Genomic DNA, 25,846 nt, shown 5'->3' with positions numbered 1-25,846 from the left:
GTTTCGGATCTAGTTTTCAGAGAATGATCTCTGAAATGTAAGCTAAGCTATGCGTTTGGTGGCGATGGCGGAGGGGTTCCACACGTACCCATCCCGAACACGACCGTTAAGCCCTCTAGCGCCGATGGTACTTGGACCGCAGGGTCCTGGGAGAGTAGGACGCCGCCAAGCGAAACCCCATTGGGGTATTTTTTTTCGATTTTTCATACGGGCCCTTAGCTCAGTTGGTTAGAGCGCACCTCTGATAAGGGTGAGGCCGGTGGTTCGAGTCCACCAGGGCCCATAGTAATACCAGATAGACTAAAGTGTATGGGGCCATAGCTCAGCTGGGAGAGCGCCTGCCTTGCAAGCAGGAGGTCAGCGGTTCGATCCCGCTTGGCTCCACCATTCCCTGATAGCTCAGTTGGTAGAGCACTCGACTGTTAATCGAGTTGTCACAGGTTCGAGTCCTGTTCGGGGAGCCATTAAGGCCCGTTGGTCAAGGGGTTAAGACACCTCCCTTTCACGGAGGTAACAGGGGTTCGAATCCCCTACGGGTCATTGCTATGTTTATTAGCTTGAAAGAGGATGAAAATCCCAAAGGTTCGTCGCAGGATAAGCTTCGTTAGTAATGGCTTCGCAGTCTCGAACGAAATGAGAGTATCCCCTACGGGTCATATATATGGAGGCTTAGCTCAGCTGGGAGAGCATCTGCCTTACAAGCAGAGGGTCGGGGGTTCGATCCCCTCAGCCTCCACCATATAACTTTTAAATAACGACGCGGGGTGGAGCAGCCCGGTAGCTCGTCGGGCTCATAACCCGAAGGCCGCAGGTTCAAATCCTGCCCCCGCAATTATACTTTCTCTCAAGAAAGTGATCTGGAACCGTGGTGTAGTTGGCCTAACATGCCTGCCTGTCACGCAGGAGATCGCGGGTTCGAATCCCGTCGGTTCCGCCATTTTAATCTTTATATGAGGAATTTGTTCACACTTAATCTGCTATATGGCACCGAACGCCCTAGATAAAGTGTAACGTTCCAAGGTTAAACTTCATTAAGGCTCGGTAGCTCAGTCGGTAGAGCAGAGGACTGAAAATCCTCGTGTCGGCGGTTCGATTCCGTCCCGAGCCACCATTTATCACAACTTAATATGCCGGTGTAGCTCAACTGGTAGAGCAACTGACTTGTAATCAGTAGGTTGGGGGTTCAAGTCCTCTCGCCGGCACCATGTAATCCTGGAGGATTAGCGAAGCGGCCAAACGCATCAGACTGTAAATCTGCTCCCGTACGGGTTCGGTGGTTCGAATCCATCATCCTCCACCAGTTTTTCGAGTCATTAGCTCAGTTGGTAGAGCACCTGACTTTTAATCAGGGTGTCGAAGGTTCGAGCCCTTCATGACTCACCATTATATGCGCGTGTGGCGGAATTGGCAGACGCACTAGACTTAGGATCTAGCGTCTTTGACGTGGGGGTTCAAGTCCCTCCACGCGCATCCCTTATATGCGGAAGTGGCTCAGCGGTAGAGCATCGCCTTGCCAAGGCGAGGGTCGCGGGTTCGATTCCCGTCTTCCGCTCCAATATTTTGCGCCCTTAGCTCAGCTGGATAGAGCGTTTGACTACGAATCAAAAGGCCGGGAGTTCGAATCTCTCAGGGCGCGCCATTTATAACTTCATATGCCGGCGTGGCGGAATGGCAGACGCGCTCGACTCAAAATCGAGTGGGAAACCGTGGAGGTTCGAGTCCTCTCGCCGGTATAGATAACGGGATGTAGCTCAGCTTGGTAGAGCACCTGGTTTGGGACCAGGGGGTCGCATGTTCAAATCGTGTCATCCCGATTTTTACATGCGGGTGTAGTTCAATGGTAGAACTTTAGCCTTCCAAGCTAATAGCGTGGGTTCGATTCCCATCACCCGCTTTATAGAAATGCAAAAAAGAGATGGTTTCTGCCATCTCTTTTTTGCATTTTTTACGTTTCCATTAGATTTCGAACACATAGTTCAATGTTAGTAACTTATCGGATCATAGCTTATGAACAGTGGGAGAATACACAACACCCACAGTGATAAAGCTATGTTTATTTGCCATTTTGTAAAACGCTTACAAAAATATCTTGCCTAATCCTTCAGCCTGTAATACTATATCAATTAAGCGCTTAACCTATAGGGGTAAGGCGCTTAAACTTAACGTAGATTAAGCGCTTAACCCGTAAAGGGAAGGGAGATGATCATTCCATGACAACCATTAGGCTGACGATGGCTCAGGCACTGCTCCGATATCTGGATCAGCAATATATTTCCGTTGATGGGGTGGAAACCAAGTTTGTGAAAGGCGTTATCGGCATTTTCGGTCACGGCAACGTAACTGGTATTGGAGAGGCACTGGAACATAGTTCTGGAAGTTTGACGTATATGCAGGGTAAAAATGAACAAGGCATGGTACATACGGCAGCAGCCTATGCCAAGCAGAAGAACCGTAGACAGATTTATGCCTGCACAACATCCATCGGACCAGGAGCACTGAACATGATTACCGCAGCGGCAACGGCAACAGTCAATCGTATTCCCGTTTTACTGCTTCCGGGTGATAACTTTGCCACGCGTGAACCAGATCCCGTGCTGCAACAACTGGAGGTAAGCGGCGATTATACGATTTCAGCCACTGATCCGTTCAAAGCGGTCAGCAAATACTGGGATCGCATCGTGCGTCCCGAACAGTTGATGATTGCTGCCACACAGGCGATGCGCGTGCTGATGGACCCAGCGGAAACGGGCGCGGTAACGCTGGCACTGCCGCAGGATGTGCAGGCAGAGGCGTACGATTACCCTGAATCGTTCTTTGCCCGCAAGGTGCATTACCTGGACCGTCGTCCCCCGGTCCAGGCGGCAATTGAACGGGCAGCGCAGCAGATTGCCCGTGGCAGGAAGCCGCTGATCGTAGCAGGCGGCGGCGTGTTGTATGCCGAGGCATCCACACAGCTGGCTGAATTCGCCGAGGCATTTGGCATTCCGGTTGCCGAGACGCAGGCTGGCAAGAGTGCCTTGGCATGGGACCACCCACTTAATGTGGGAGCCATCGGTGTTACCGGCTCGCTGGCTGCCAACAGGCTTGCCAGAGAAGCGGATGTGGTAATCGGCGTCGGCACCCGTTTCTCGGATTTTACGACGGCGTCTCGGTCTGCTTTTCAGCATCCCGAAGCGGCTTTCATCAATATTAACCTGAACGGCATGGATGCCGCCAAATTGGGTGGGGAAGCGATTCTAGCTGATGCAAGGGAAGGCCTGCAAGCTCTGCAAACGGCTTTACAGGGACGGCAGTATCACAGTGGTTACGGAACATCTGAAATCGCCGACCTTCGGGATGAGTGGAACGCCGAGGTAGATCGACTCTACGGACTGCTACATGAGGCAGGACTCGCGCAGACGAGTGCGGTCGGTGTTATTAATCGGACCATTGATCCTTCTTCCGTCATTGTGTGTGCGGCGGGAAGTTTGCCTGGAGACTTGCACCGTCTGTGGCGCGCGTCTGCACCGAAAACATACCACATGGAGTACGGCTTCTCCTGTATGGGCTATGAGGTGAGCGGGGCATTCGGGGCAGCTCTTGCCGAACCGGATCGTGAAGTGTATGCCATGGTGGGTGACGGTAGTTACCTAATGCTGCATTCTGAACTGGTGACGAGCTTGCAGGAACAGAAGAAGATGACCATTTTACTATTCAACAACAACGGATTTCAGTGTATTCATAATTTGCAACGGGAGCATGGAAGTGACGGTTTCGGCAACGAGTTCCGCTATCGGGAATCGGAGAGCGGACGACTGACCGGGGATTACATGCCTATGGATTTTGCAGCCCATGCCCGCAGCCTTGGAGCCAAAGCCTATAAGGCAGAGACGACGGAACAATTGGAGCAGGCGATCAGAGATGCCCGGAATGAGACCGTGACTACACTGATCGAAATTCCAGTCGTGCCCGGAACCAATGCAGGCGGATATGAGTCCTGGTGGAATGTGGGCGTACCAGAAGTATCCAACGAGGAAAAGGTGGTAACGGCTCACCACGCGATGCAGGCAAACCGTGCCAGAGCTAGACTCATTTAATTGAGCATATCATCAATCCAAAGAGTAACTTTCAATCAGCATGATATATAGGAATGCGCGCGTTAAATCGAATGATGCAAAAATGTTGAACCACAAAAGGAGACGTGGAGCCATGAACAAGCTGCCATTTCAGCTCGGGATTCATCCGATCAACTGGGTCGGAGAGGATGTAAAGGAGCATGGTGATGCAACAACATGTGAACAGATTCTGGATGACATTCAGCGACTTGGCCTGACAGGTACGGAAATGGGACGCAAATATCCCACGGATCCAGACACATTGCGGGAGGAGCTGGGCAAGCGCAATATCCGCCTCGTCTCCCAGTGGAAATCGGTATTGTTCTCCGACCTGGCGTATCGTCAGTCTGAGCTGGACAGCTATCGCAGACACGCGGAGTTTCTGCAATCGATGGGCAGCACGGTGATTAGCACGGCGGAAGTAGGTGGCTCCCTGCATTTTGATCCAAGGCGGACACCGCATGAAAAAGAAGTACTGAGACTCCGTGAATCGGAATGGCACATCCTTGCTGAGGGGCTGAACGAAGCAGGTGCCATCGCCCGTGAGCACGGGTTGAAGCTGACGTACCATCACCATGGAGGTACCGTTGTTGAGCAACCGGATGAGATTGATAAATTGATGGAACTGACAGACCCATCTCTTGTTTATTTGCTCTATGACACAGGTCATGCTTACTACGGCGGAGCTGACCCGTTAGCTCTCCTACGCAAGCATTATGACAGGATTGCCTATATTCATCTAAAGGATATTCGTCCTCAAGTGCTGGAGGAAGCACGGGCGGAACAGTCTGATTTTGTGGGCTGTATTCGTAAAGGGGTATTTACGGTTCCCGGAGATGGATGTATTGATTTTGCACCGATTCTGCAGGAGTTGGTCACACGGGGGTATGATGGCTGGGCGATGCTTGAAGGGGAACAGGACCCTGCGATTCATAATCCGTATGAGTATGCGCGGCGATCGTTGCAATATATGGAGTCCTTATACCAGCACAGCTGATAAAGTCATGGCCATCAGGAGAGAGCCGTACCATGAGGTAAACCAGATTATAAGTGTGAGTTTGATAAATGTATCATTCAAAATCCCATCACAGAAAGGGGTTCAAATACAATGACTTACGTATCCTTTCCTGATTCCAGGAAGATGGATTTCACCGCGATTGGCCGTCTGTGCATCGACTTGAATGCCAATGAGATCAATCGCCCGATGGAAGAGACGATGACCTTTACGAAGTATGTGGGCGGATCTCCGGCTAATATCACGATTGGCATGTCCAGGCTCGGTATGGAAACGGCATTTATCGGCAAAATCGCGAATGACCAGATGGGCAGGTTCATCAACAATTATCTGGAGCGGAACGGGATCGATACGTCAAATGTGGTAACGGACGATACCGGAGCGGTGACAGGACTTGCTTTTACCGAGATCAAAAGTCCAACCGATTGCAGCATTCTAATGTACCGTGACCACGTGGCTGATCTGCTATTGCAGTCGAGAGAGGTGCAGGAACAGCTGATTGCCGACTCCAAAGTTTTGCTCATTTCAGGCACAGCCCTCGCCCAGAGTCCATCTCGTGAAGCGGTATTCCAGGCGCTGGCGTATGCGAAAAAGCATGGCACAATCATTGTGTTTGATCTGGACTATCGTCCTTACACATGGACATCAGCCGAAGAGACGGCGGTCTATTATAACCTCGCTGCCGAGAAATGCGATATCATCCTGGGCACACGTGAAGAGTTCGACATGATGGAGACGTTTGACCATAATCCAGACCATAGCGATCAGGTGACCGCGCAAAAATGGTTTGATTTCTCAGCTAAAATTGTCGTCATCAAACATGGCAAGGAAGGCTCCATTGCCTATACAGGTGAAGGGCTATCTCATCAAGTGGACAGCTACCCTGCGCGTGTGGTGAAGACGTTTGGAGCAGGTGATTCCTACGCGGCGGGATTCCTGTATGGGTTGATGCAGGGATGGACGATTGAACGCAGCATGGCGTTTGGCAGTGCGGCAGCATGTATCGTTATCTCCAGCCACAGCTGCTCGGATGCGATGCCAACGGTGGAACAAGTGAATGACTATATCGAACGCTGCAATCGGGGCGAAATTACGGTGTCTTGAAGCATGTTGAAGTACTTGGAGTGGATGGCGTAATTGACGCAAGCACATATAAGCGAAGGGAGACAGGGCTATGGGAAAAGGGATTTCGGAAGCGTCAGTAACAGCGACAATGGTTCAAAACTGGATCGGGGGTGCCTGGGTGGCCCCGGCGGCAACCCGTACGGAGCCGGTCGTAAATCCGGCTACGGAAGAGGTCATTGCACACGTACCGCTGTCTGAGCAGGCGGATGTGGATTTGGCCGTCCAGACGGCACGGGAGGCGTTCCCGTCCTGGAGTGGCACACCGGTTCCCCGCCGTGCACGGATTCTGTTCCGCTACCAGCAGCTGCTGGTGGAGCACTGGGAAGAACTTGCCCGGCTGGTTACGCTGGAGAACGGTAAAAGCTACGCGGAAGCCTACGGCGAAGTGCAGCGTGGCATCGAATGCGTCGAATTCGCAGCAGGCGCCCCGAACCTGATGATGGGCAAACAGCTGCCCGACATCGCCACTGGGCTGGAGTCAGGCATGTATCGGTATCCGATCGGTGTAATTGGGGGAATAACCCCCTTCAACTTCCCGATGATGGTACCGTGCTGGATGTTCCCGCTGGCGATTGCGTGCGGCAACACCTTTGTCCTGAAACCGTCCGAGCGCACACCGCTGCTGGCAGGCCGTCTGGCTGAGCTGTTCAAGGAAGCAGGGCTTCCGGACGGCGTGCTCAATATCGTTCACGGTGCACATGACGTCGTGAATGGACTGCTTGAACACAAGGATGTTCAAGCCATCTCTTTTGTCGGATCACAGCCTGTGGCTGAATATGTTTACACTACCGCATCCGCACATGGCAAACGGGTACAGGCGCTTGCTGGTGCCAAAAATCACTCAATCGTTATGCCGGACGCCGATCTCGACCTGACAGTGAAAGAAATCACCAGTGCAGCCTTCGGCTCAGCCGGAGAACGCTGTATGGCCTGCTCGGTTGTTGTCGCCGTCGGCGATGTTGCAGACACGCTGGTGCAAAAGCTGGTGGAAGCAGCAGATCGTATCACGATTGGTAACGGCATGGATGATGGGGTATTCCTGGGTCCTGTCATTCGTGGCCCGCATAAGGAACGTACACTTAGCTACATTGAATCCGGAGAACAGGAAGGCGCTGCTCTGATCCGGGATGGTCGTAAAGATGAAGCGACAGGCAAGTCCGGTTATTTCGTTGGTCCGACGGTATTTGATGAGGTGCAGAGCACTATGAAGATCTGGAAGGACGAGATTTTTGCACCGGTGCTCTCGGTAGCGAGGGTAGCTACGCTGGAGGAAGCAGTGGAATTGGCCAACCGTTCCGACTTTGCCAATGGAGCTTGCCTGTTCACCCGCAGTGGAGCAAGCATGCGCCAATTCCGTGAAACGATTGATGCAGGCATGCTGGGCATTAACCTGGGCGTACCTGCGCCAATGGCATTCTTCCCTTTTTCCGGCTGGAAGAAATCCTTCTACGGTGATCTGCATGCCAACGGTACAGACGGCGTTGAATTTTATACTCGCAAAAAGATGGTTACTGCACGCTGGTAGTCACTCAGGGCATACCAGCCAATGGAAGAACGTTGAGTCCACATGGACACATACAGGGAGGATAACGGAATGGGCAAGGATAAAGTGAGAATTGGCATTATCGGCGCTGGTCGTATCGGTAAAATTCATGCGGACAATCTCCTGCGCAACCCGCATGCCGAGATTGTTGGCATCAGTGATTTGTTTGCAGGACCCGAGCTGGAGGAGTGGGCTTCCAGCCGTGGCATCCCGGTGGTAACGACAGATAGCAGCCAGCTGATCGCCATGCCAAATGTGGATGCAGTGCTGATCTGTTCCTCAACAGATACGCATGTACCACTGATTGAACAGGCAGCCCAGGCGGGCAAACACATTTTTTGCGAGAAGCCGGTCAGTATGGATCTTCATCAGACTCAGGCAGCTGTTGCAGCCGTGCAGAAGGCTGGGGTAAAGCTGCAAATCGGATTCAATCGTCGCTTCGATCATAACTTCAAACGGGTACGTGCACATGTGCAGGAGGGAACGATTGGTGATCCGCATATTATCAAAATCACTTCTCGTGACCCGAGTCCGCCGCCAGCAGAGTACATTCGGGTGTCTGGCGGAATCTTCATGGATATGATGATCCATGATTTCGACATGGCCCGGTATTTGTCCGGGAGTGAGGTGGAGGAAGTCTATGCCCAGGGCAATGTGCTAATTCATCCTGTTTTTGCGGAACACGGCGATGTGGATACGGCCATTGTGACGTTGAGTTTTGAAAATGGAGCAATCGGCGTCATAGATAACAGCCGCCAAGCGGTATATGGATACGATCAGCGAGTCGAGGTATTTGGCTCATTGGGCAGCGCAACAGCTGCGAACGATCATCCGAATACGGCAGAAATTAGTACAGCAAATGGATTGATGCGCGACAAGCCGCTGCACTTTTTCCTGGAGAGATACAACGAAGCGTACGTGCAGGAGACAGCTCTTTTCATCGACGCGATTCGGAACGATACACCTGTCATCGTAAACGGGAATGATGCCGTTCAGGCAGAACGCATCGCACTCGCCGCACGCATGTCCATGGAACAAGGCAGACCTGTGAAGCTGGGTGAAGTCCCGGGGATATCGGTGGAATCCCAGACGGTTACCCCGTAAGACCATTGTCATAACAAGTTCATTTCATCTAATAGACAGCCATCAGGATTAAGGATGAAATACCGGAAGGAGTGGAAGAAAGCATGTCAGAACGTATAGTAAAACCTGTGTTGAACCCGAAAGCAGACGGAACGTTGTTGACGGTCACACCAGAGTCTGCGGGATGGCAATACGTTGGGTTTCAGGTGGTGCAGCTTGCGGAGGGACAGACCCTAACTCGTGAGAGTGGGGATCAGGAACTCTGCCTTGTGCTTCTTAGCGGCTTGGCTAATGTAAGTACTCGTGAATATACGTGGGAGAAAATCGGAAAAAGAATGAGTGTTTTTGAGAAAATTCCTCCGTATTCGATTTACGTATCCAGTTCAGATCGAGTGGAATTCACCGCTCTTACCGCATTGGAGATTGCCATATGTGCGGCACCAGGTAAAGGCACGTATCCAGCTCGTCTGATTGCCCCGGAAGATGTAGGTGTTGAGACGCGTGGTTACGGCAACCTGGAACGACAGATTCACAACATTTTGCCGGAACAAAAAGAAGCAGACAGTCTGCTCGTCGTTGAAGTGTTCACGCCTGATGGACATTGGTCGAGCTATCCGCCGCATAAACATGACCGGGACGCCCTGCCTGACGAGTCATTGCTGGAGGAGACATACTATTTCCGAGTGCAGCCTGAGCAGGGGTTTGCCATCCAACGGATATACACAGATGATCGAGCTGTAGATGAGACGCTTGCAGTGAACAACGGCGAAGTTGTGCTTGTTCCATGTGGATACCATCCGGTGGGTGCTCCTCCGGGATACGAGGTCTACTATCTGAATGTGATGGCAGGACCAACCCGGATCTGGAAGTTTCATAACGACCCGGACCATGATTGGCTGATGAATAAAAAGTAGTATCGGCTTCAAGTTGCGTATGCGGACTTCCCCCTGCATAATGAGAAGATAACGATTACCTATATATAAGGAATTTATATATAGCACAAATGGGGAAATAACAATGAAAGCAACCATATATGATATAGCACGCGAGGCGGGGGTATCCATTGCAACCGTCTCACAGGTCATTAACGGCAAAGGTAAAATTAGCGAGAAGCGGCGCGCCGAGATTATGGAGATCATGGAGCGGCTTCACTACCAGCCGAGCGCTATTGCTGCTGCACTTACGGGTAAGCAAACATACACGCTCGGGCTGCTCGTGCCCGATATCTCTAATCCGTATTTTGCCGAGCTGGCCAGAGCGGTAGAAGATCGCAGTCGGCAGTTGGGTTATAGCGTCGTGATTTGCAGCACAGACAATAAGGACGAGCGGGTAGAGCGGTATTTGAATCTGCTTCAGCAAAAAAGGGTCGACGGCATGATGATCGGGACAGGTATCGATAATGCCGAGATTCTATCTCCGCTCCTGCAACAGTCGATACCTGTTGCTCTAATTGCCCGTCATATGCCGTCGTTGTCGGTACATACCGTTGCCATCGATGACAGGCTTGGGGGCGCCTTGGCAGCACAGCATCTGCTTGAATTGGGTCATACTCATGTAGCGGTCCTGTCCGAATCGTTCAAAGTCAGCAGCAGTCAGGAACGTGTACGCGGATTTCGTGAAGCATTGGAGAAGGCGGGTCTTTCTCTTGAAGCTGATCAGGTGAGAGAGTCATCTGCCGATCTGGGTTCAGCCAAAAAAGAGGCGCTCGTGCTGCTCACAGAAAAGAATCGAGCCACAGGCATCTTCTGTTGTAACGACATGCAGGCAATAGGCGCGCTTCAAGCTGCCAAAGAACTAAATCTGCGTGTACCTGAAGATGTATCAATCATCGGATTCGATAATACGATTCTGGCTTCGGTAACCAGTCCGCCTCTGACGACGGTTGCCCAACCTATTGAGGATCTGGGGCGTCGTGCCGTTGATTTATTAATTGATGAGCTAAAAAATGAAGAAAATTCACCGCAAAAAATTGTACTGGAGCCTGAATTGGTCATTAGAGACTCAACAGGAAAGGTATCAGATCACTCTTAAGACTACGCCCTGTCCTGAAACATATACGTCGTCCACATAAAAAAAGCCGCGTGCACCTAAGGGTGAACGCGGCTTGTTGCGTTAAATCTTGAACTTCTTCACTTCCTCGTACAGCGTGTTGGCATGCTGCGCCAGTTCATTGGAACGTTCCGAAATGCTTGTAATGTAATTGAACTGTTCCTGTGTGGAGGAAGCAACCTCTTCTGTAGAAGCCGCGCTCTGTTCCGACATGGCTGCAACACTGGAGATCACTTCGGCAATCTTACCAGAGCTATCATCCAACTCGGTCGTAGCAGAGGATACCAACTGAAGCTGGCTGTCGATGCCGTCAATGGATTGTTTGATTCGGGTAAACGACTCGCGCATCTCATGCACAGCAGCTACCTGCTGCTCAATACCTTGTTCAGCCGAAGTTACTTCACTCACGCTTTGACGACTTGCCGCTTGAATCTCATCCAGCAGGATAATGATATCCTGTGCCGAGTCCGAAGACTGTTCGGCCAGTTTCCGCACTTCTTCGGCAACGACAGCGAAGCCTCGTCCGTGTTCACCCGCTCTGGCCGCTTCAATGGAAGCATTCAGGGCGAGCAGATTAGTCTGGGAGGCGATGCCCCGAATCATGCCGACAATATCCTCAATTTTCTGCGACTTATCCGCCAAAAGCGTGATCGACTCACCCACCCGATCAATGGAAATCCGATTGCCGTCCGCAAGTTCCACCTGTTGATCCACGGCTTGCAATCCGGCAAGCATCGCTTCCCCTGCTTCACGCATCATGGTTACTGATTGTTCAACACTGCGGTTAATGCCGCCAACACTATTACTCATCTCGGACAGTCGACTGGAACCGTCGTAGACCGATTCCGCCTGTTTGCTTGACCCTTGCGCGAGTTCATCTGTGGCGATGGAGATCTGTTCGGCAATACGTTTGGTATTGTCCGTATGTTCTTCCATTTCACCCGAGATGCTTTGCACCCGGTTAGCGGAAGAGGCGACCTGTTTCAGCAGCAGACTGAGTTGAGCGGACATCTGATTGAATGACGTACCTAACTCTGCGAACTCATCTTTTCCTTTGATCTGCACCTGACCGGTAAAGTCACCACTCGACATCAGTCTGGAGGTCGCCCCCAAGCTTTTCAGTGGTTTGATGAATAGTGTTGCAATCCAGTATGCTGCCGCCATAACAACGATTAGCGTAACAGCGATAATCAGAATGTAGTTATTTCGTAATTCATAGTATTCTGAATAGGCTAATTTCTCGGAAATAACTGAACCGACCACCCAGCCCGTGCTGGGGATCTGATTGTAGAACAGTAGATAATTCTCACCATTGTATTTAAAATTCTTCTCTCCTGACGGGTTTGCCTGCATATCGGCCAGTAGTGGTTTTAATTCAGCATTTTCAGAGGCCGACGTATTCACCTGTTTCTCGTCAGGGTGAGCAAGAAGCATTCCTTTTTTATCGATTAAAAATGTATAACCTAGCCCGTCCAAATTGATTTTTTCCACCGTATCCGTAAGGGTAGAGAGCAGCAAATCCCCTGCTACTACGCCTTGTAGCTGTCCCTCTTTATTCAGGACCGGCATCGCCATGGACACCGCGTATTGCTTCGACATCATATCCAGATAGGGATCAGAGAATACCAGTTGATCAGCCTGCTTCGCTTCCTGGTACCAAGGACGCTGACGTGGATCATACCCGGCATCAGGTGTCCAGTCCGAACCATTCATGAAATGACCATCTTGTTCTGAACCATAGTAAAGATCCGAAAGACTCTCTTTGTTACTGCCCAGCTTCATGATGTCAAAATAATCTTCGTTCAGTTGTCCAGCCGGAATTCCTTCCTGAATTACAAACCCCAGTGTTTCCACAACTTTGGCATTGCTGCTGATCCAGCCATTCAGTTCGTTGGCCGCCGAGGACATTAATCCAGTTAATTTGGAATCAACATTACGAGTGGCTTGTTTCTCTGTTTGGTATAAGCCTAGTGTTGCCAGTGGAATCGCCGTAATCAGTACAGCGGCCAGAAACATCATCATTAATTTCGGTTTAAGTTTCATCCAATTCTCCCCCTCTGATGTCCCTGCTAGTATAGGCAAAGCCGAAAGCTTATGTAGTATATCGACATTTTTTTCAAAAAGATAATATAGATATTTATCAAGTTAGTTAGCAATTTATAATATTTAAAATTGAAGGATTATGAAGAGGTTTTTCTTTATAAAGTACTTGTATTTAGTGGGTTATTTTAATGATCTAGAACAATATTTGGATGAGATGGTATACTTATAATGGAATCTTTAATTTCCTGATTTACCCAACAGCGAAAGGAGATCTCAATGAAAAAAAGAACCAAAACCATTGTTGGCGTAGTCGCTGTAATCGTGATTGCAGCTATTACGATACCAATGTACATTTCGAGACAACATACCACCTTTCGAGCTGAAGTCACGGATCATATGAGTATGCTGGATACACTGGACATTCTGATTATCAAAAAAATACCGACCACCGATCCATATGATCAAGAAGAAGTGACTATTAAAGATCCCCAAGAGATTAGAAAGATGTTAAAGCTTGCGAAGGATATCGAATTAAGAAGAGTAAAGCAAATAGATATCTCCGAGCGATCCAAGGGGACCCCATATTACTATGACTGGCAGCTTTTGACGAAGAAAGAAGATCGATTTACAGAAGGCTTTGGAATTACGTTTTATAATGAACATGCCGTCTCTATCTATAGTGGATACAAAACGAGAGATCAACATGAAAATTATGAAATAACCAATGATTTTAATCTAAATGAAATGGAACGACTCTTTACCAATTTGAAGGAGGGGAAGGAATGACAGAGTATCAAATGCGTCCGATTGAGGAGCAGGATATCCCTTTTCTGTGGGAGATGTTGTTTGCATCCATCTTCGAGCGGGAGGGGGAAGAGCCTTTTGAACCTGAGATCATCCATAGCCCCGGCATGTCCAAGTACGTTGAAGGCTGGGGGAGAGAGGGGGATTTCGGATTTATCGCCCTGGATTCTCAGGGAAAGCGTATGGGGTCGGTGACGTTGCGGTTTTTTAATGACCAGAATGCGGGATATGGTTACGTAAATGCGTCTACACCCGAGATGGGCATGGCTGTGATTGAGACGGCGCGTGGCAAAGGAATAGGCAGCCGTCTCATTCAGGCGGCGTTAGATGAGGCTGGGAAGCGGGCTATTGACGCCGTTTCGCTCAGTGTTGACCCGGATAACGATGCAATTCGGCTTTATCGGCGTTTCGGATTCGTCGAACAGGGCATGTGTGGCACATCTGTAACGATGGTGTGTGGGATGAACCCATGACCTTACTGCAAGCATGCTGGAAGCAATCATATGAGGATTTGAAAATACAAAAAGGCGCTTCCCTTATATTCTGGGAAGCGCCTTAAGATATGACTTCATATTAATCGCACCGTATTTCCTTTGTGCTCACAAACAGAAAAGAGGAATCTGGACGGCTCTTAACGATGCCTAATAACCAATCTTCAAACTGCTACCCTCTGTGGCTATTCCCTCCGAGCGGTTGATGGGCAGCTTTTGTTCTGCAGAGAAGCCGAGCGTCTCGCCGTCATGCAGGGTTACATCGTTTTCAACAACATAAGTCGCAGTCATATACATCATTTCAAATACTTCACTTAACGGTTTTGTGGACTGAGTGATTTCCATCTCCTCTTTCCCGAAGTTGCGTAACCCATAAGTATAGGCTGATGTGCCTTCAGAGCTTTGGAATAGTCCGATGAAAATCCAGAGGGAGACGGGCAGCTCACCATCCTTGATTCCACGACTGATGTCCACGTACTGACCTGCTTCCACCACAAGTGGCGCCATATATATAGCCAACGCATGGTCAAGCTGGAGCAAGGCGCTCGCTGTTTGGGTGAACAGAATATGTGCCTGAATGGCGTCAGTTGCATTCAGTACAGAGACAATAATCTGAGATTGATGTCTTGAAGTGACTTGTACCGCGTCCCGCCACAGCACATTTAATTTGGCATTCTCCTCTACTTCGCGATCAGGGACAGGGGCATTAATGTGAGCACACACCACTTGCATTCCATCCACTTCGAAAAAAAGATTGCCTTCCTCCGGACGTTCCTCAATCTCAATATTCCACTCGTTTTTCATCGTGCTAATGAAGTGATCAAAATTACAATCTTCGTGCTCTAGCAAAACAAATCCAACGATGGTTTCGCTATATGGAGCAGTATGTACGGCTCCACCTGCGGTCGGGTGTTCCTTTTTGCGGCGTCGAAGCTTGTCAAACAGTCCCATAAAAACGTTCTCCTTTCCAGACCAATCACAGTGATCAGGCATAATCCGATGCCTTTATAACCATATCTTACCACATTGGAGCTTTTAATGAATCCGGTATGGTAATGGCCATCAGGTGATCAGAGGAAAAGAACGAGAAGTAATGCAATGATCGCAGGCAGCCCTTGTTTGATAATGATGGACCGAGTAGCGGTTACACCTCCGTAGAGGGCGGCGATAATGACACATGCCAGGAAGAAGATCTGAATGTGCTGTCCGACGGATGTATCCGGATAAACGAGTCCCCAGATCAAACCTGCGGCCAAAAATCCATTGTACAGACCTTGATTGGCTGCCAGGGACTTGGTGGAATCCGCTAGTTCAGGGGTAAGACCGAACGTCTTCATCGTGCGTGGACGGGTCCACAGGAACATCTCCATCACCATGATGTAGAAGTGCTCAATGGCTACAATAGCCACGAAAATGATACTAATCAAAAGAAACACCTTGCTTTCTTATATGTCATTTATTTACTTGTCCTAATCAGTATAAGTGTTTGCCATCCGAACTGAAAGTAAAAATTTAATTTTACACAAATTAATTGTGTGAGTTATTAATGAGTTCATGATTCTCTTTTATAATGACGCCCGCGGATTAAGTACAAAGATAAACATAAGCTGATTGTCGAAAATCCATTCATTGGGTAATAATGAACAATAAAGAAGTGAACTTACTCATGGAAAAGGGGGATTTGCGTGGGTGTGGGAACCGTTCAATTCGTCCTGCTGGCGGATGATCCATCAACGTTTGTTACACGAGTCGTACCTTTTATCGATATTGAACTTGCTGGAATTCCGAGTGATCGGCATTACGGTCTGTTGCGCCCGGCGGACTCCCGCCAGAAAATATACAAACGGGGAACGCCGATTGCAAATCGCAGGCAAATCAGTATTGTCTCAGAAGAGGAATGTGCTCTCATAGCACAGAAGATGAATATTCCGGAAGTACGCCCAGAGTGGCTCGGCGCCAACCTATTGGTCCGTGGTGTTGAAAAGTTGACGGAGCTTCCTGTCGGGACTCGACTTCTGTTCCCAGATGGAACGGGGCTGATCTGTGAAGGGGAGAATCTGCCTTGTGTACACCCAGGGAAAATCATTGAGCAATTCTACGAACAGGATGGCTTGCGCAAAAAGTTCGTGCCAGCCGCCCGCAAAAAACGCGGAATCGTCTGCTCAGTTGAGCGTGAAGGCGTCATCCGTACAGGAGATAACATCGAAGTTATTCGCCTGTCCTGAGGCTTCAGGACAGGTTTTTGCATTACAGCCGAATCCGCTTGCTTCGCCTGTAGTTAATCTCAATTTATCCTCTGGAATGGACGTATTCTTCAGGTGTGCTGCCGATAATGGACTTGAAGTCTTTGATAAAATGCGACTGATCGTGATATCCAAGGTCTTGGGAAAGCTTAACCAGATCGCAATCTACACCCTGCTCCATCAGCTCAGCAGCATTTTGCAGGCGGTAGAGCTTGATCACCATTTTGGGGCTGATGCCCACATACTGATTGAACAGGCGCTGGAGCTTTCTTTTGTGCATATTCCAGGAGGCAGACAAATCATCGACTCTCAACATATCCCGATTCTGCTCAATATACAGCACAATCTGGCTGACCAGAATGGCTTGATCATCAGGAGGAGGGAGATGTTTACAGAGAAGCTGATCCATATAACTGACTTTGTCCGCATCACATCCATCTCCGAGCAGACGTTCTTCGAGCTGTGGAGCATCGACACCAAGCACACCAGAGACATCCAAGGGGGTCCCATACAATGTAGAAACGGGAGTACGAATGAATGGATAGAAGCCGCCAGGCTTAAACTTCACCCCAAACACGCTTCCTTTTCCACGCACGAGATAAGAAAATTTCTGTCCAGATGGACCGAAGAAAAAGGTGTTTCCCCGCTCTACCACCAGATTGACACAGGGGTTCGGGACCACATGCTGCGGATATGGATCATGCCCGGTAAGATCCCAGGAGACGATCCAGAAATGCTTGACCAAAGAACTCAATGCTTCGGAAGGGGCATACCGTGTCAGGCAATATCTTTTGTCGCCCTCATCCAGATTCAGAAGACCCATACTGGGTCTGATAGCTTGATCTGCATGTTTCATTTTGTCGATTCCTCCAGGTACCTCGTCAATTCTGCCTCGTTACGAACCATGCACAATTTATGTTGGTGAGGCTGCAAACACGCCATGATTAGTGCTTTTTCCTTACGGTCATGTTGATAGCTCCATTTATACATCTTCCAGAGCATAGTGAAAGTCTGTCGGTAATTCCCTTGTTCAAGCCCGAGCTTCTGTACTGTGAAACGTTTGAGAATGCGCACATTCCTTCTCCACACGGGGGTATTCAAATAGACGATAAGATCAGCCTGCTCGAAACTGCTTGCTACCCATTTATAGTGCACACCTTCGATAATCCACTGATTGGAATACACTGCTTTTTGCAGAAGTGTGTCCCGCGTCTCCGGATTATTGCGAATATCCTGTCCTTGAGGTACACGGTGCCACACAATATTGTCGAGCTCATAATAAGGAAGGTCTAACCTCGCGGATAAGTGGCGGGCCAGTGTAGATTTACCGCTGCCGACTGAGCCGATAATATGTATTTTGTTTGGCCTTAGTTTGATCTTGGATTGTTCACCGACCATTCCGTAACCAGTCCCCCCTTTATTTTACCTGTGCTCTCTGAACAACAACGCCCGGACAGCGAAACGTGGCAAAATAAGTTGTCTGCGCCATCTGGAAGGCTCGCTGAGCAGTCGATATAGCCATTCCAAATTAAGCTTCTGCCATATTGCAGGTGCTCGTTTGGTTTTGCCGGCCAGAATATCCAGGCTTCCCCCGACTCCGATGGCTATACGAGCATTGAGTTGATGGCGATATTTGTTGATCCAGTGTTCAGCATTGGGTGCTCCTAGGGCCACAATAAGAAAATCAGGTTGTGCCTCTTGAATTTCTTCTACAATGCTTTGCTCCTCATCCGTTGTGAAAAATCCATGATGTCTGCCAGGAACAACAACTCCCGGATAGTTATGCGCAATAACTTCTACAGCCCGCTTACTGACGCTTTCTTCTGCCCCGAGCATATAAAAGGACCAATTCTTCCTGCTTCCTTCCTCCAACAAACGAAAAAGCAGGTCACAACCAGTTACCCGTTCGGTCAATTGTCCACCCCGAAAGCGGGATACCATAACAATGCCCGCGCCGTCAGCGGTCACAATGCCTGCCTGATCCACGACCGAACGAAGCTCCTGATCCTTCTGGCAAGACATGACGATTTCCGGATTGCCTGTGATGACATGGAACAGTTCGGATCGTCTCTGATCGACTACATCACTAAGAATTGTAACCGTCTGATCCATAGTTATATTGGGAAATGGGATTCCCATAATATTTGTTGTTTGGTTCATATTTTAGTTCCTTTCTGGATGCTAACTATCCGTCCCCAGCTTGTATACATTTCCTGTTATTTCATTCCATTTTAGTATATCTGATCTCCTGGAAAAGCACTATATTTGTTGAAGTTTAGCACCGGACGAAAAGTCCGAAACATTCAAGCTTTATGGCATCTAAAATCATTTATTTTCGCTGTTGTCGCGTTTTTACAATACACCGCTTGGGTATAACGATAGGATAGTGTTGCAAGCAAGTTTCAGTTGTACCTTCAATACAACACATAAAGGGAGTGAGTTCATGGAATTGAAATATGAGTTCTATATTAATGCCGGACAGGAAGATGTGTGGAATGCCCTGATCTCGCCGGACGGTACACGGAGCAGTTTTTTTGGCAGCGAACTTCGTTCCAATTTCCAACCGGGTCAGCCGTTCGCCTATGTGGGGCCTGGGAATGATGGTGCAGAGACGGTTCATGTGTACGGCGATATTCTGGAATTCGAACCTTTATCCCTGTTAAGTTATCTTGAGCATCCCGGACCTTCCTACCACGCCAATCACGCTGAGCTTCAATCCAGAGTAGTGTTCCAGCTGGAGAAGGTAGGGGAATGTACGAAGTTAATATTGATCAATGACCAATTTACGGACAACCATCCATCCTTTGCAAACGCACAGAGTAGCTGGTGGATGATATTGAGCAGTATCAAGACATGGGCAGAGACGGGCGAAACGCTGAATTTTGGCTGGTAAAGGCCAGATATCAAGAGAATATATGAATATAACATCATAACAACATGAAAAAAGCGCTGATAAGGCGTCTTTATAAACGAGTGTTGAATGATAAAATAATTGCATAAGAAAAATCCACCGAGGTGCATTTCTGCTGTCGGTGGATTTTTTATGTTCAAAGATATATGCAATTCGATGTGTTGAGTTATACTTGTTGAACTTTGATCAAGTTGGTGTTACCGGATTGACCAATTGGTACGCCAGCGGACAATACGATGATGTCCCCTTTTTCGATATAACCAGTTTTGATTGCATTGCGTGTTGCGGACTCGAACATTTCATCGGTTGTCGTTACTTTGTCGCCCATAACCGGAATGACACCGGAGAGCAAGCAGATTTTAGCAAGTACTTCTTCATGCTGTGTAACCGCGATGATCGGTGCTTTCGGACGGTATTTGGAGATCATACGCGCCGTAAATCCACTCTCGGTAGAAGTGATAATCGCTTTGGCATTCAGGACGAGGGAAGAACTAACTGCACCCTGACTGATAACTTCGGTAATATCAGCTACTTGTTGAGCGGATTTTTGGTTGAATTGTTCTTTGTAATCAATCATCGTTTCAGCACGGCGAGCAACAGCAGCCATCGTGCGCACGGATTGTACCGGATATTTACCTGCTGCCGATTCACCAGACAACATTACAACGTCTGCGCCTTGAAGAACAGCGTTAGCAACGTCACTAACTTCGGAACGAGTTGGACGCGGATTCACTTGCATGGATTCCAGCATGTGTGTTGCTACGATAACCGGTTTACCTGCACGGTTACATTTATCGATCATTTCTTTTTGCATCATAGGTACGTCTTCGATTGGTACTTCAACCCCGAGATCTCCACGCGCTACCATGATACCGTCAGATGCTTCAATGATATCGTCCAGGTTAGTCATACCTTCCTGGTTTTCGATTTTGGAGATAATTTGTACATGATCTACACCGCGTTCTTTCAGGATGCTGCGAATTTCACGAATGTCGTCGCCTTTACGAACAAAGGAAGCAGCGATGATTTCGATACCGTTTTCGATCCCGAATCCGATGTGCATAACGTCACGTTCCGTTACACCTGGCAAAGTCGTTTTGATTCCTGGCAAGTTAACCCCTTTACGTGGTTTCAGAATGCCACCGCTGATGATTTTACAGTGAATATCAGAACCTTCCACGGACAGTACAGTCAGATCTACCAAGCCATCATCAATGAGGATGCGATCTCCCGGTTTTACAACGAGGTTTAATTCAGGATAGTTTACCGAAATACGCTCAGCGTCACCAAGAATTTCTTCGGTAGTCAGGATAAGCTCTTTACCCGCTTGCAGATGGCAGGATGCTTCTTTCAGTTTGCCAATACGAACTTCCGGTCCTTTGATATCCATCATGATTGGTACATACGTATTCAATTCGGAAGCCGCTTTGCGGATATTGTTAATCCGTGCCACGTGATCTTCCAGCTCGCCGTGAGCCATATTCAGACGGGCAACAGTCATCCCTTCCTGAATCATTACTTTTAACAATTCGATTGAGTCACAAGCAGGTCCCATAGTACAAATAATTTTTGTTTTCAACATGCTATTTTCCTCCTCATATGTTTGCTTATATGTGTATTGTAGCGTTTTCTGTCGAATCAGGGTATGAACTATAGTACAATGATTAGAATATAGTCCAATAATGAGGTGTGTTATGGTCACTCCATTAGAAGTACGACACATTAATGGTGTCGGTTGGTACGAAGAAGCGGTGCAGTCACAGGCAACTTGGCGGTTAAGCTTGGTTACTTATGGAAAATGTGTATATTGGGTGAACGGAGAGAAGCAGATCATGGAGAAAGGTGAGCTGTTGCTAATTCCCGCTGGCATTCCGTATTACGGCAAAAGTATTCCTACCGTAACTCACACGCAAATTGTTGTTCAATTACAGGGGGAGCATGCACAAGGTTTGCCCGCGCTGGAACGGAGAGAGGCCTTGCGACATAAGCCCGGATGTTATGAACTGATTCATGAACGCATGAAAGCCATCCAACAACAATGGCAGGAACGTCCGTCTTATTATGTCATGATGAGCCAAGCCTTATTGATGGAAGTGCTTATTTATATAAATAGGGAACTGGATCGCGGAGTTATTCCACCGGAGAGACATGTCCATGCGGAGCGGATGAAGCGATACATTGAGCGGCATTACCGGGAGAAAGTTACGAAAGAAGAGCTCGGGGATGAAATCGGTAAAACTCCTAATTACGCAGCCGCGTTATTTAAAAGCATGACGAATCAGACGATCAGCCAATATGTTCATGATCAACGGATGAAAAGGGCAGTGTATTTGCTTACCGAGTCACAGCTCTCCATTCAAGAAATTGCAGAATTTCTCGGTTACCGTGATCTGTCTTATTTTTACCGGATATTCAAGCGTTTAATGGGAAGTCCTCCATCTGATTTGCTCCATGAACGCCCACCTATTGTATGAAGGACAAGGTCCTCATGGTTGCGTCCTGAAAAGTTCTTACATTTAAACATCAACATAAATTACGCAAAAAAAGAGGGCCTAGGCCCTCTTTTTGGTCTCATGACAGTCAAATTATTCCTGCCCTTTGCAATATAAATCATATACTAAGCGTTACTGCTTGAATTTGTAGCCGTGATTGGCTGCTTTGCTTTTTTGCTTGCCGGACCAACTCGAACCGCAACTACATGCACAGCCCAATATGCTGCTTCCGCGAATAGAATGCCGCCAGCTACATCCAGCAGCGAGTGCTGCTTCACAAACACCGTCGAGGCAATAATCAGCCACAGCCATATCGACCATGAGATCCGCGCCAGTGGTTTGAAGTTCAAGTGGCGATTAATGATGATGAAGAGCAGATAACTTGTGAGACAGTGGATGCTTGGAAAACAGTTGAATGGAGCATCATTGGTATAGATAAATTGTACAAGCGCACTGCTTAGACCAGTTCCGATAGCTTCCGGCCGCGGCACGTAAGTAGGGAAGACCGCAAAAACGATATTGGCTGCGATTACTCCTACATTATAGGTAATTATCATACGCCAGAATAACGATTTGTTCGTCAGACCCAAGTAGAGAAATCCAAGATACAGAATCGGCATCCAACTGACATAAGGATAAATAAATTCTTTGATAAAAGGAATCTGTGTATCAATCCAGGCATAATTGTAGAAGACATCACTTCCGGTGTTACTGCCCAATAAAACATAAATGGAACCTTGAAGCGGTATACATAAGATTGCCAGCAAATGTCCCCAGCGCAGAAATAATGCTTTCATAGTATCCCCCTGATTTCGTTCTTCATTTCACAGCTTTCATATTAACTCTCCACATATATGACGTTGCAGAAGTGTTGCACCCCTGCACTAATTTATTCTTTTACTAATATAATAGACATTTTAGCACTTGAGCCATACCTGATTGTAAGGTAAAAGCTGTAAGAGGAATTCTCTTTTTTGTTACTTTTATAGTTTTATCCAGAAAAGGATACCGGAATATCTATAGATATGATACAACTAAATTGTCATATAAGTTCGTGTGACAACGAATTAAAAACGAAATGAGGCCGATACAATTTATGAAAACCCCGCAATCCAGGCAAAACCAATCCTTCTCCGTACGTAAACCGGTACTGACGGTAGTGATTATTGAATTACTCCTCTTGCTGGCGGTTTTCGTAGCAGGAGCGATTGCAACCGTGAAGCAACTGGACTACACATCACCCGTATTGATGTCATTTACTCCAATTGCCCTCGTGCTCATTATTTATCTCACCCTACGACGCAAATGGAGAGAGACTGGATTTCGCTCCTTAAGAACCATCCCGGCAAGTCATGCCAAGTATTATATTCCGCTACTCCTTGTACTGGGTACTCTTGCACTCAAAGGATTTACAGAGTTAACCTTGTCCAAGGTCGCCTTTTTTATCTTTTTCACCTTGCTTGTCGCTTTTGTGGAGGAAACCATTTATCGTGGACTGATCTTCAAAACTTTGCTTCGTAAGAGTGCGGTTGCGGCAGTTGTCACATCCAGTGTTTTATTTTCTATTACTCATATCATGAATGCATTATCCGGTCAGAGTATGGCAGATACCATTCTGCAATTGATCTATGCATTGCTGCTTGGAGCGGCACTCGCGCTGTTAATGTTGAAAAACGGAAATATCGTGCCGCTGATCCTGTTTCATTTCATACATAATTTGATTCAATTTCTTGGGAACGACCGGCAAGATACCGGGACTCTTTTCTACGATATCTTCATATTGGTTGTGTTGGTTGCTTATTGCGTATGGTTGACGTTTAGCATTCGAACGAAATCATCTTCGTCAGAGAGTAGTACACCAGGGAGTTCAGTGGTTCATTAAACCGATCTTGATTGGAAGCTACATAACTCTGTTTACCGCCAGCCTTGGGATCGTGGTATACTTCAGTCTGGCGGTATGACAGGCTTGTTACATAATCGGGGGCCCGTTCATCCGTACAATGGGTAGATAAATAGGTGATATTGTGGAAAAAACAGCACAGGCAGTGGCGGAATGGATGGTACAGGAGATTAAATTCACCGGTACGCTTCATCAGGAAGCTGCAATTGAATATGTAAAGTCCAATTTTGGAGAAGAATTTGTATTTGTGAATGAGAATGGAAATACTTCGTTATCAAAAGATGTGAAGAAAGCGTTCCGTAAGCTACATCGTGGGCAGATTGCATGGGATCGTGATGCTTTTATGTGGGCATGGACGTAGAGTGTAATTATGTAATTGATTGAGCTTTCATGGATGTGTTGGATATGCATGTCAAAATATTTTATAGAAAATGTATAAGTTGGTTCGGATCTGCATATCCTTTCATAAGACCGTACTGAGCGGTAGGCAAGCGACAAACCCTGTTCCAGTGCGTGCGAATACATGTATTTCCAAAGCTGTTTGAAAAGAAAATACAAAGATTTGCTTTTTGGTGGAAACGGAGTTATAATAAAAACAAGTTGTAGAGAGTGGAAAACCTAATTCACATATTGTAAAGGGCGATCACTTATAGGTTATGACTGGTACCTTTTTCAATGTGTGAATTTTTATTTGCTTGCTGCAAAGAACAAAGGAACATGTTAATCTTTATTTGGAGGTGTAATTCACATGCAAAACGGAACAGTAAAATGGTTCAACGCTGATAAAGGCTTCGGTTTCATCGAAGTTGAAGGCGGAGAAGATGTATTCGTACACTTCAGCGCTATTACAGGCGAAGGCTTCAAAACGCTGGACGAAGGTCAACGCGTGCAATTTAAAATTGTACAAGGAAACCGTGGTCCTCAAGCAGAAGAAGTTGTAAAACTGTAATTAAAGCATAGCTGCCTTTAACATGTTATAATGGTAAAGGCAGCTTCTTTTTTTTTGAGCAGTTATAATGAAAGTCGGCCCAATAGTTGTCGAGACAGAAGTCCGGACGGGACAAAACTTCCGCTAAGTAGTGGCTTCTGTGAAATAACGTCGGATTAGATGTTTTTCCATAACAAAGGGGGTAGAAGTCATGTATAATCGCAAAAAACCGTTGGAAGAGATTCCACAAGCTGATGCGGCAATCTGGGAATGTACGAGTGATACGTGCAAAGGATGGATGCGGGACAATTTTGCGTTTGATAGCGTGCCTACTTGTCCGATATGTGCTTCTGAGATGGTTAGCACGACCAGGATGCTGCCATTGCTTGAAAATTCGAATAGTAATCTGAAAACGATGCCTAAAGGAAATCGGATTTAACATAGCTTACCCGCCTCTAACGAGGTGTTTTTTTTTAAGTTGAACCTGACATCTTGTATAAAGGTAAGGGTATTAAATATGAAGTTCCCGGCATTCGTTTTGGCGAATGCCTTTTTTTATACCTTTTTCCCAATTATGTTGAATATCTAAGTGGGAATATTTTTAATTTATAGCAATTTGTTTACTTGAATTTAGGGTTTGAAGTAACGATAAATCGAAAACAAAAAACCTTCTCGCATGAAGCGAGAAGGTTTTTTTTGATTGTTTAGAAATTTTAGATGAACAGGAACGGCAGCAGAAATAGGGTTGCTACAAGAGCCAGATCGATCCCTGCTCCATAGCCGTAACCACCGTAACCCCCGCCGTATCCTCCATAACCATATGGACCGTAGGCCGAGGATTTAACTTTCTTTGTTGCAACAGCGTTTTTCTTGCTGCTTTTTACAAGCTGCTGTTTGGATTTGACTGAACACAGCCGTGGTCCTTCGAAACATCCGTTCAAATAAATTTTACCATCGCGACATTGACTAAGCGTACCATACATATGCTTACCGTCGTTCATAACGAGACAAACGGAACGTCCAACGTGCGGAGAAACCGTTTCTTCACATACCGGATTAATTCTGTACATGCAAATCCTCCTCAATAGGTGCGGTTGCCGCTTGAATTCAACGGTTTGTATATCA

General features: G+C 47.5%; 25 protein-coding genes, 17 tRNA genes and 1 rRNA gene. 34 read left to right on the top strand and 9 right to left on the bottom strand.

All coding sequences use genetic code 11. The features are described 5' to 3' along the window. Window positions 1-54 precede the first annotated feature (54 nt). The 25 genes from rrf to MHB84_RS11620 all read left to right on the top strand — a co-directional run bounded on the left by rrf (window position 55) and on the right by MHB84_RS11620 (window position 10,891). Window positions 55-171, top strand: a 5S ribosomal RNA gene (gene rrf, locus MHB84_RS11740). Window positions 172-209: 38 nt separating this feature from the next. Beyond that, window positions 210-283: transfer RNA gene (locus tag MHB84_RS11735), tRNA-Ile, on the top strand. Between the two features lie 28 nt (window positions 284-311). Continuing rightward, a tRNA-Ala gene (locus MHB84_RS11730) sits at window positions 312-387 on the top strand. 1 nt (window position 388) lies between these two features. Beyond that, window positions 389-464 (top strand) — tRNA-Asn (locus MHB84_RS11725). Between the two features lie 4 nt (window positions 465-468). Further along, a tRNA-Glu gene (locus MHB84_RS11720) sits at window positions 469-540 on the top strand. Window positions 541-663: 123 nt separating this feature from the next. Then, a tRNA-Val gene (locus MHB84_RS11715) sits at window positions 664-739 on the top strand. Between the two features lie 19 nt (window positions 740-758). Then, a tRNA-Met gene (locus MHB84_RS11710) sits at window positions 759-832 on the top strand. Between the two features lie 27 nt (window positions 833-859). Then, a tRNA-Asp gene (locus tag MHB84_RS11705) sits at window positions 860-937 on the top strand. Between the two features lie 98 nt (window positions 938-1,035). Beyond that, a tRNA-Phe gene (locus MHB84_RS11700) sits at window positions 1,036-1,111 on the top strand. Between the two features lie 18 nt (window positions 1,112-1,129). Next, a tRNA-Thr gene (locus tag MHB84_RS11695) sits at window positions 1,130-1,205 on the top strand. A gap of 9 nt (window positions 1,206-1,214) precedes the next feature. Then, window positions 1,215-1,300: transfer RNA gene (locus tag MHB84_RS11690), tRNA-Tyr, on the top strand. A gap of 7 nt (window positions 1,301-1,307) precedes the next feature. Further along, window positions 1,308-1,383 (top strand) — tRNA-Lys (locus tag MHB84_RS11685). A gap of 6 nt (window positions 1,384-1,389) precedes the next feature. Next, window positions 1,390-1,470: transfer RNA gene (locus MHB84_RS11680), tRNA-Leu, on the top strand. Window positions 1,471-1,480: 10 nt separating this feature from the next. After that, a tRNA-Gly gene (locus tag MHB84_RS11675) sits at window positions 1,481-1,555 on the top strand. A 7-nt stretch (window positions 1,556-1,562) separates the two neighbouring features. Then, window positions 1,563-1,639 (top strand) — tRNA-Arg (locus tag MHB84_RS11670). A 15-nt stretch (window positions 1,640-1,654) separates the two neighbouring features. Then, window positions 1,655-1,733, top strand: a tRNA-Leu gene (locus tag MHB84_RS11665). Window positions 1,734-1,740: 7 nt separating this feature from the next. Then, window positions 1,741-1,814, top strand: a tRNA-Pro gene (locus tag MHB84_RS11660). A 9-nt stretch (window positions 1,815-1,823) separates the two neighbouring features. Beyond that, a tRNA-Gly gene (locus MHB84_RS11655) sits at window positions 1,824-1,894 on the top strand. 316 nt (window positions 1,895-2,210) lie between these two features. Further along, on the top strand, window positions 2,211-4,076 hold the full coding sequence (gene iolD, locus MHB84_RS11650) for a 3D-(3,5/4)-trihydroxycyclohexane-1,2-dione acylhydrolase (decyclizing) (protein ID WP_076292240.1): 1,866 nt from the start codon (window positions 2,211-2,213) through the stop codon (window positions 4,074-4,076). 112 nt (window positions 4,077-4,188) lie between these two features. After that, the gene (gene iolE / locus MHB84_RS11645) at window positions 4,189-5,091 is read left to right on the top strand and encodes a myo-inosose-2 dehydratase (RefSeq protein WP_076292241.1); all 903 of its coding nucleotides are present in this window, start codon (window positions 4,189-4,191) and stop codon (window positions 5,089-5,091) included. A 111-nt stretch (window positions 5,092-5,202) separates the two neighbouring features. Then, a complete protein-coding gene (gene iolC / locus MHB84_RS11640; RefSeq protein WP_076292242.1) occupies window positions 5,203-6,213 on the top strand; it encodes a 5-dehydro-2-deoxygluconokinase in 1,011 nt (336 codons plus the stop codon). Window positions 6,214-6,283: 70 nt separating this feature from the next. Beyond that, window positions 6,284-7,759, top strand: coding sequence for a CoA-acylating methylmalonate-semialdehyde dehydrogenase (locus tag MHB84_RS11635; protein WP_318261689.1), 1,476 nt, complete (start codon window positions 6,284-6,286; stop codon window positions 7,757-7,759). A gap of 69 nt (window positions 7,760-7,828) precedes the next feature. After that, entirely contained in the window at window positions 7,829-8,881 is a 1,053-nt protein-coding gene (iolG, locus tag MHB84_RS11630; RefSeq protein ID WP_076292243.1) for an inositol 2-dehydrogenase, read from the top strand. Between the two features lie 83 nt (window positions 8,882-8,964). Further along, a complete protein-coding gene (gene iolB, locus MHB84_RS11625; RefSeq protein ID WP_076292244.1) occupies window positions 8,965-9,774 on the top strand; it encodes a 5-deoxy-glucuronate isomerase in 810 nt (269 codons plus the stop codon). Between the two features lie 103 nt (window positions 9,775-9,877). Next, window positions 9,878-10,891, top strand: coding sequence for a LacI family DNA-binding transcriptional regulator (locus MHB84_RS11620; RefSeq protein WP_076292245.1), 1,014 nt, complete (start codon window positions 9,878-9,880; stop codon window positions 10,889-10,891). Window positions 10,892-10,972: 81 nt separating this feature from the next. On the opposite strand, the gene MHB84_RS11615 is transcribed toward MHB84_RS11620, so the two are convergent. Continuing rightward, window positions 10,973-12,952: a methyl-accepting chemotaxis protein gene (locus tag MHB84_RS11615; protein ID WP_076292246.1), complete on the bottom strand. Its 1,980-nt coding sequence runs from the start codon at window positions 12,950-12,952 to the stop codon at window positions 10,973-10,975. Window positions 12,953-13,228: 276 nt separating this feature from the next. On the opposite strand from MHB84_RS11615, the gene MHB84_RS11610 reads away from it, so the two are divergent. Further along, on the top strand, window positions 13,229-13,738 hold the full coding sequence (locus MHB84_RS11610; RefSeq protein WP_076292247.1) for a hypothetical protein: 510 nt from the start codon (window positions 13,229-13,231) through the stop codon (window positions 13,736-13,738). Beyond that, on the top strand, window positions 13,735-14,229 hold the full coding sequence (locus MHB84_RS11605; protein WP_076292248.1) for a GNAT family N-acetyltransferase: 495 nt from the start codon (window positions 13,735-13,737) through the stop codon (window positions 14,227-14,229). Before MHB84_RS11610 ends, MHB84_RS11605 begins: the two co-directional genes overlap by 4 nt. Before the next feature lie 168 nt (window positions 14,230-14,397). Here the strand turns inward: MHB84_RS11605 and MHB84_RS11600 are convergent, their stop codons facing one another. Further along, window positions 14,398-15,198: a DUF4261 domain-containing protein gene (locus tag MHB84_RS11600; protein ID WP_179087241.1), complete on the bottom strand. Its 801-nt coding sequence runs from the start codon at window positions 15,196-15,198 to the stop codon at window positions 14,398-14,400. A 119-nt stretch (window positions 15,199-15,317) separates the two neighbouring features. After that, a complete protein-coding gene (locus tag MHB84_RS11595; protein WP_076292249.1) occupies window positions 15,318-15,674 on the bottom strand; it encodes a DUF1304 domain-containing protein in 357 nt (118 codons plus the stop codon). 264 nt (window positions 15,675-15,938) lie between these two features. Between MHB84_RS11595 and MHB84_RS11590 the strand changes: the two genes are divergently transcribed. Then, the gene (locus MHB84_RS11590; protein WP_083679156.1) at window positions 15,939-16,472 is read left to right on the top strand and encodes an MOSC domain-containing protein; all 534 of its coding nucleotides are present in this window, start codon (window positions 15,939-15,941) and stop codon (window positions 16,470-16,472) included. A gap of 64 nt (window positions 16,473-16,536) precedes the next feature. Here the strand turns inward: MHB84_RS11590 and MHB84_RS11585 are convergent, their stop codons facing one another. Genes MHB84_RS11585 through MHB84_RS11575 form a run of 3 tightly spaced genes read right to left on the bottom strand, consistent with a single transcriptional unit; the run spans window position 16,537 to window position 18,650 of the window. After that, complete coding sequence (locus MHB84_RS11585; protein ID WP_076292251.1) at window positions 16,537-17,346, bottom strand: helix-turn-helix domain-containing protein; 810 nt, start codon at window positions 17,344-17,346, stop codon at window positions 16,537-16,539. Next, window positions 17,343-17,888 (bottom strand): hypothetical protein, encoded by a 546-nt coding sequence (locus MHB84_RS11580; protein WP_076292252.1) that lies wholly within the window; start codon window positions 17,886-17,888, stop codon window positions 17,343-17,345. Before MHB84_RS11580 ends, MHB84_RS11585 begins: the two co-directional genes overlap by 4 nt. 24 nt (window positions 17,889-17,912) lie before the next feature. Continuing rightward, complete coding sequence (locus tag MHB84_RS11575; protein WP_076292253.1) at window positions 17,913-18,650, bottom strand: WecB/TagA/CpsF family glycosyltransferase; 738 nt, start codon at window positions 18,648-18,650, stop codon at window positions 17,913-17,915. 283 nt (window positions 18,651-18,933) lie between these two features. On the opposite strand from MHB84_RS11575, the gene MHB84_RS11570 reads away from it, so the two are divergent. Next, on the top strand, window positions 18,934-19,383 hold the full coding sequence (locus MHB84_RS11570) for an SRPBCC family protein (protein ID WP_076292254.1): 450 nt from the start codon (window positions 18,934-18,936) through the stop codon (window positions 19,381-19,383). A 184-nt stretch (window positions 19,384-19,567) separates the two neighbouring features. On the opposite strand, the gene pyk is transcribed toward MHB84_RS11570, so the two are convergent. Then, window positions 19,568-20,983, bottom strand: a complete 1,416-nt coding sequence (gene pyk / locus MHB84_RS11565; protein ID WP_076292255.1) for a pyruvate kinase — start codon at window positions 20,981-20,983, stop codon at window positions 19,568-19,570. 112 nt (window positions 20,984-21,095) lie between these two features. On the opposite strand from pyk, the gene MHB84_RS11560 reads away from it, so the two are divergent. Then, the gene (locus MHB84_RS11560; protein WP_076292256.1) at window positions 21,096-21,875 is read left to right on the top strand and encodes an AraC family transcriptional regulator; all 780 of its coding nucleotides are present in this window, start codon (window positions 21,096-21,098) and stop codon (window positions 21,873-21,875) included. 143 nt (window positions 21,876-22,018) lie between these two features. Here MHB84_RS11560 and MHB84_RS11555 read toward each other — a convergent pair whose 3' ends face one another. After that, the gene (locus MHB84_RS11555) at window positions 22,019-22,690 is read right to left on the bottom strand and encodes a phosphatase PAP2 family protein (protein ID WP_083679154.1); all 672 of its coding nucleotides are present in this window, start codon (window positions 22,688-22,690) and stop codon (window positions 22,019-22,021) included. A 299-nt stretch (window positions 22,691-22,989) separates the two neighbouring features. Between MHB84_RS11555 and MHB84_RS11550 the strand changes: the two genes are divergently transcribed. The 4 genes from MHB84_RS11550 to MHB84_RS11535 all read left to right on the top strand — a co-directional run bounded on the left by MHB84_RS11550 (window position 22,990) and on the right by MHB84_RS11535 (window position 25,160). Then, window positions 22,990-23,775, top strand: a complete 786-nt coding sequence (locus MHB84_RS11550; RefSeq protein WP_076292257.1) for a CPBP family intramembrane glutamic endopeptidase — start codon at window positions 22,990-22,992, stop codon at window positions 23,773-23,775. 142 nt (window positions 23,776-23,917) lie between these two features. After that, on the top strand, window positions 23,918-24,154 hold the full coding sequence (locus MHB84_RS11545; protein ID WP_076292258.1) for a DUF6953 family protein: 237 nt from the start codon (window positions 23,918-23,920) through the stop codon (window positions 24,152-24,154). 387 nt (window positions 24,155-24,541) lie between these two features. Next, window positions 24,542-24,742, top strand: coding sequence for a cold-shock protein (locus MHB84_RS11540; RefSeq protein ID WP_024633772.1), 201 nt, complete (start codon window positions 24,542-24,544; stop codon window positions 24,740-24,742). A 190-nt stretch (window positions 24,743-24,932) separates the two neighbouring features. After that, window positions 24,933-25,160: a cold-shock protein gene (locus MHB84_RS11535; RefSeq protein ID WP_024633773.1), complete on the top strand. Its 228-nt coding sequence runs from the start codon at window positions 24,933-24,935 to the stop codon at window positions 25,158-25,160. 274 nt (window positions 25,161-25,434) lie between these two features. Here the strand turns inward: MHB84_RS11535 and MHB84_RS11530 are convergent, their stop codons facing one another. Further along, on the bottom strand, window positions 25,435-25,791 hold the full coding sequence (locus MHB84_RS11530) for a hypothetical protein (RefSeq protein ID WP_076292259.1): 357 nt from the start codon (window positions 25,789-25,791) through the stop codon (window positions 25,435-25,437). Window positions 25,792-25,846: the final 55 nt, after the last annotated feature.

Source organism: Paenibacillus sp. FSL F4-0087 (assembly GCF_038020215.1).
Lineage (GTDB): Bacteria > Bacillota > Bacilli > Paenibacillales > Paenibacillaceae > Paenibacillus > Paenibacillus taichungensis.
Note: the sequence above shows the minus strand (reverse complement) of the source record. Positions and strands in the feature narration are given on the sequence as shown.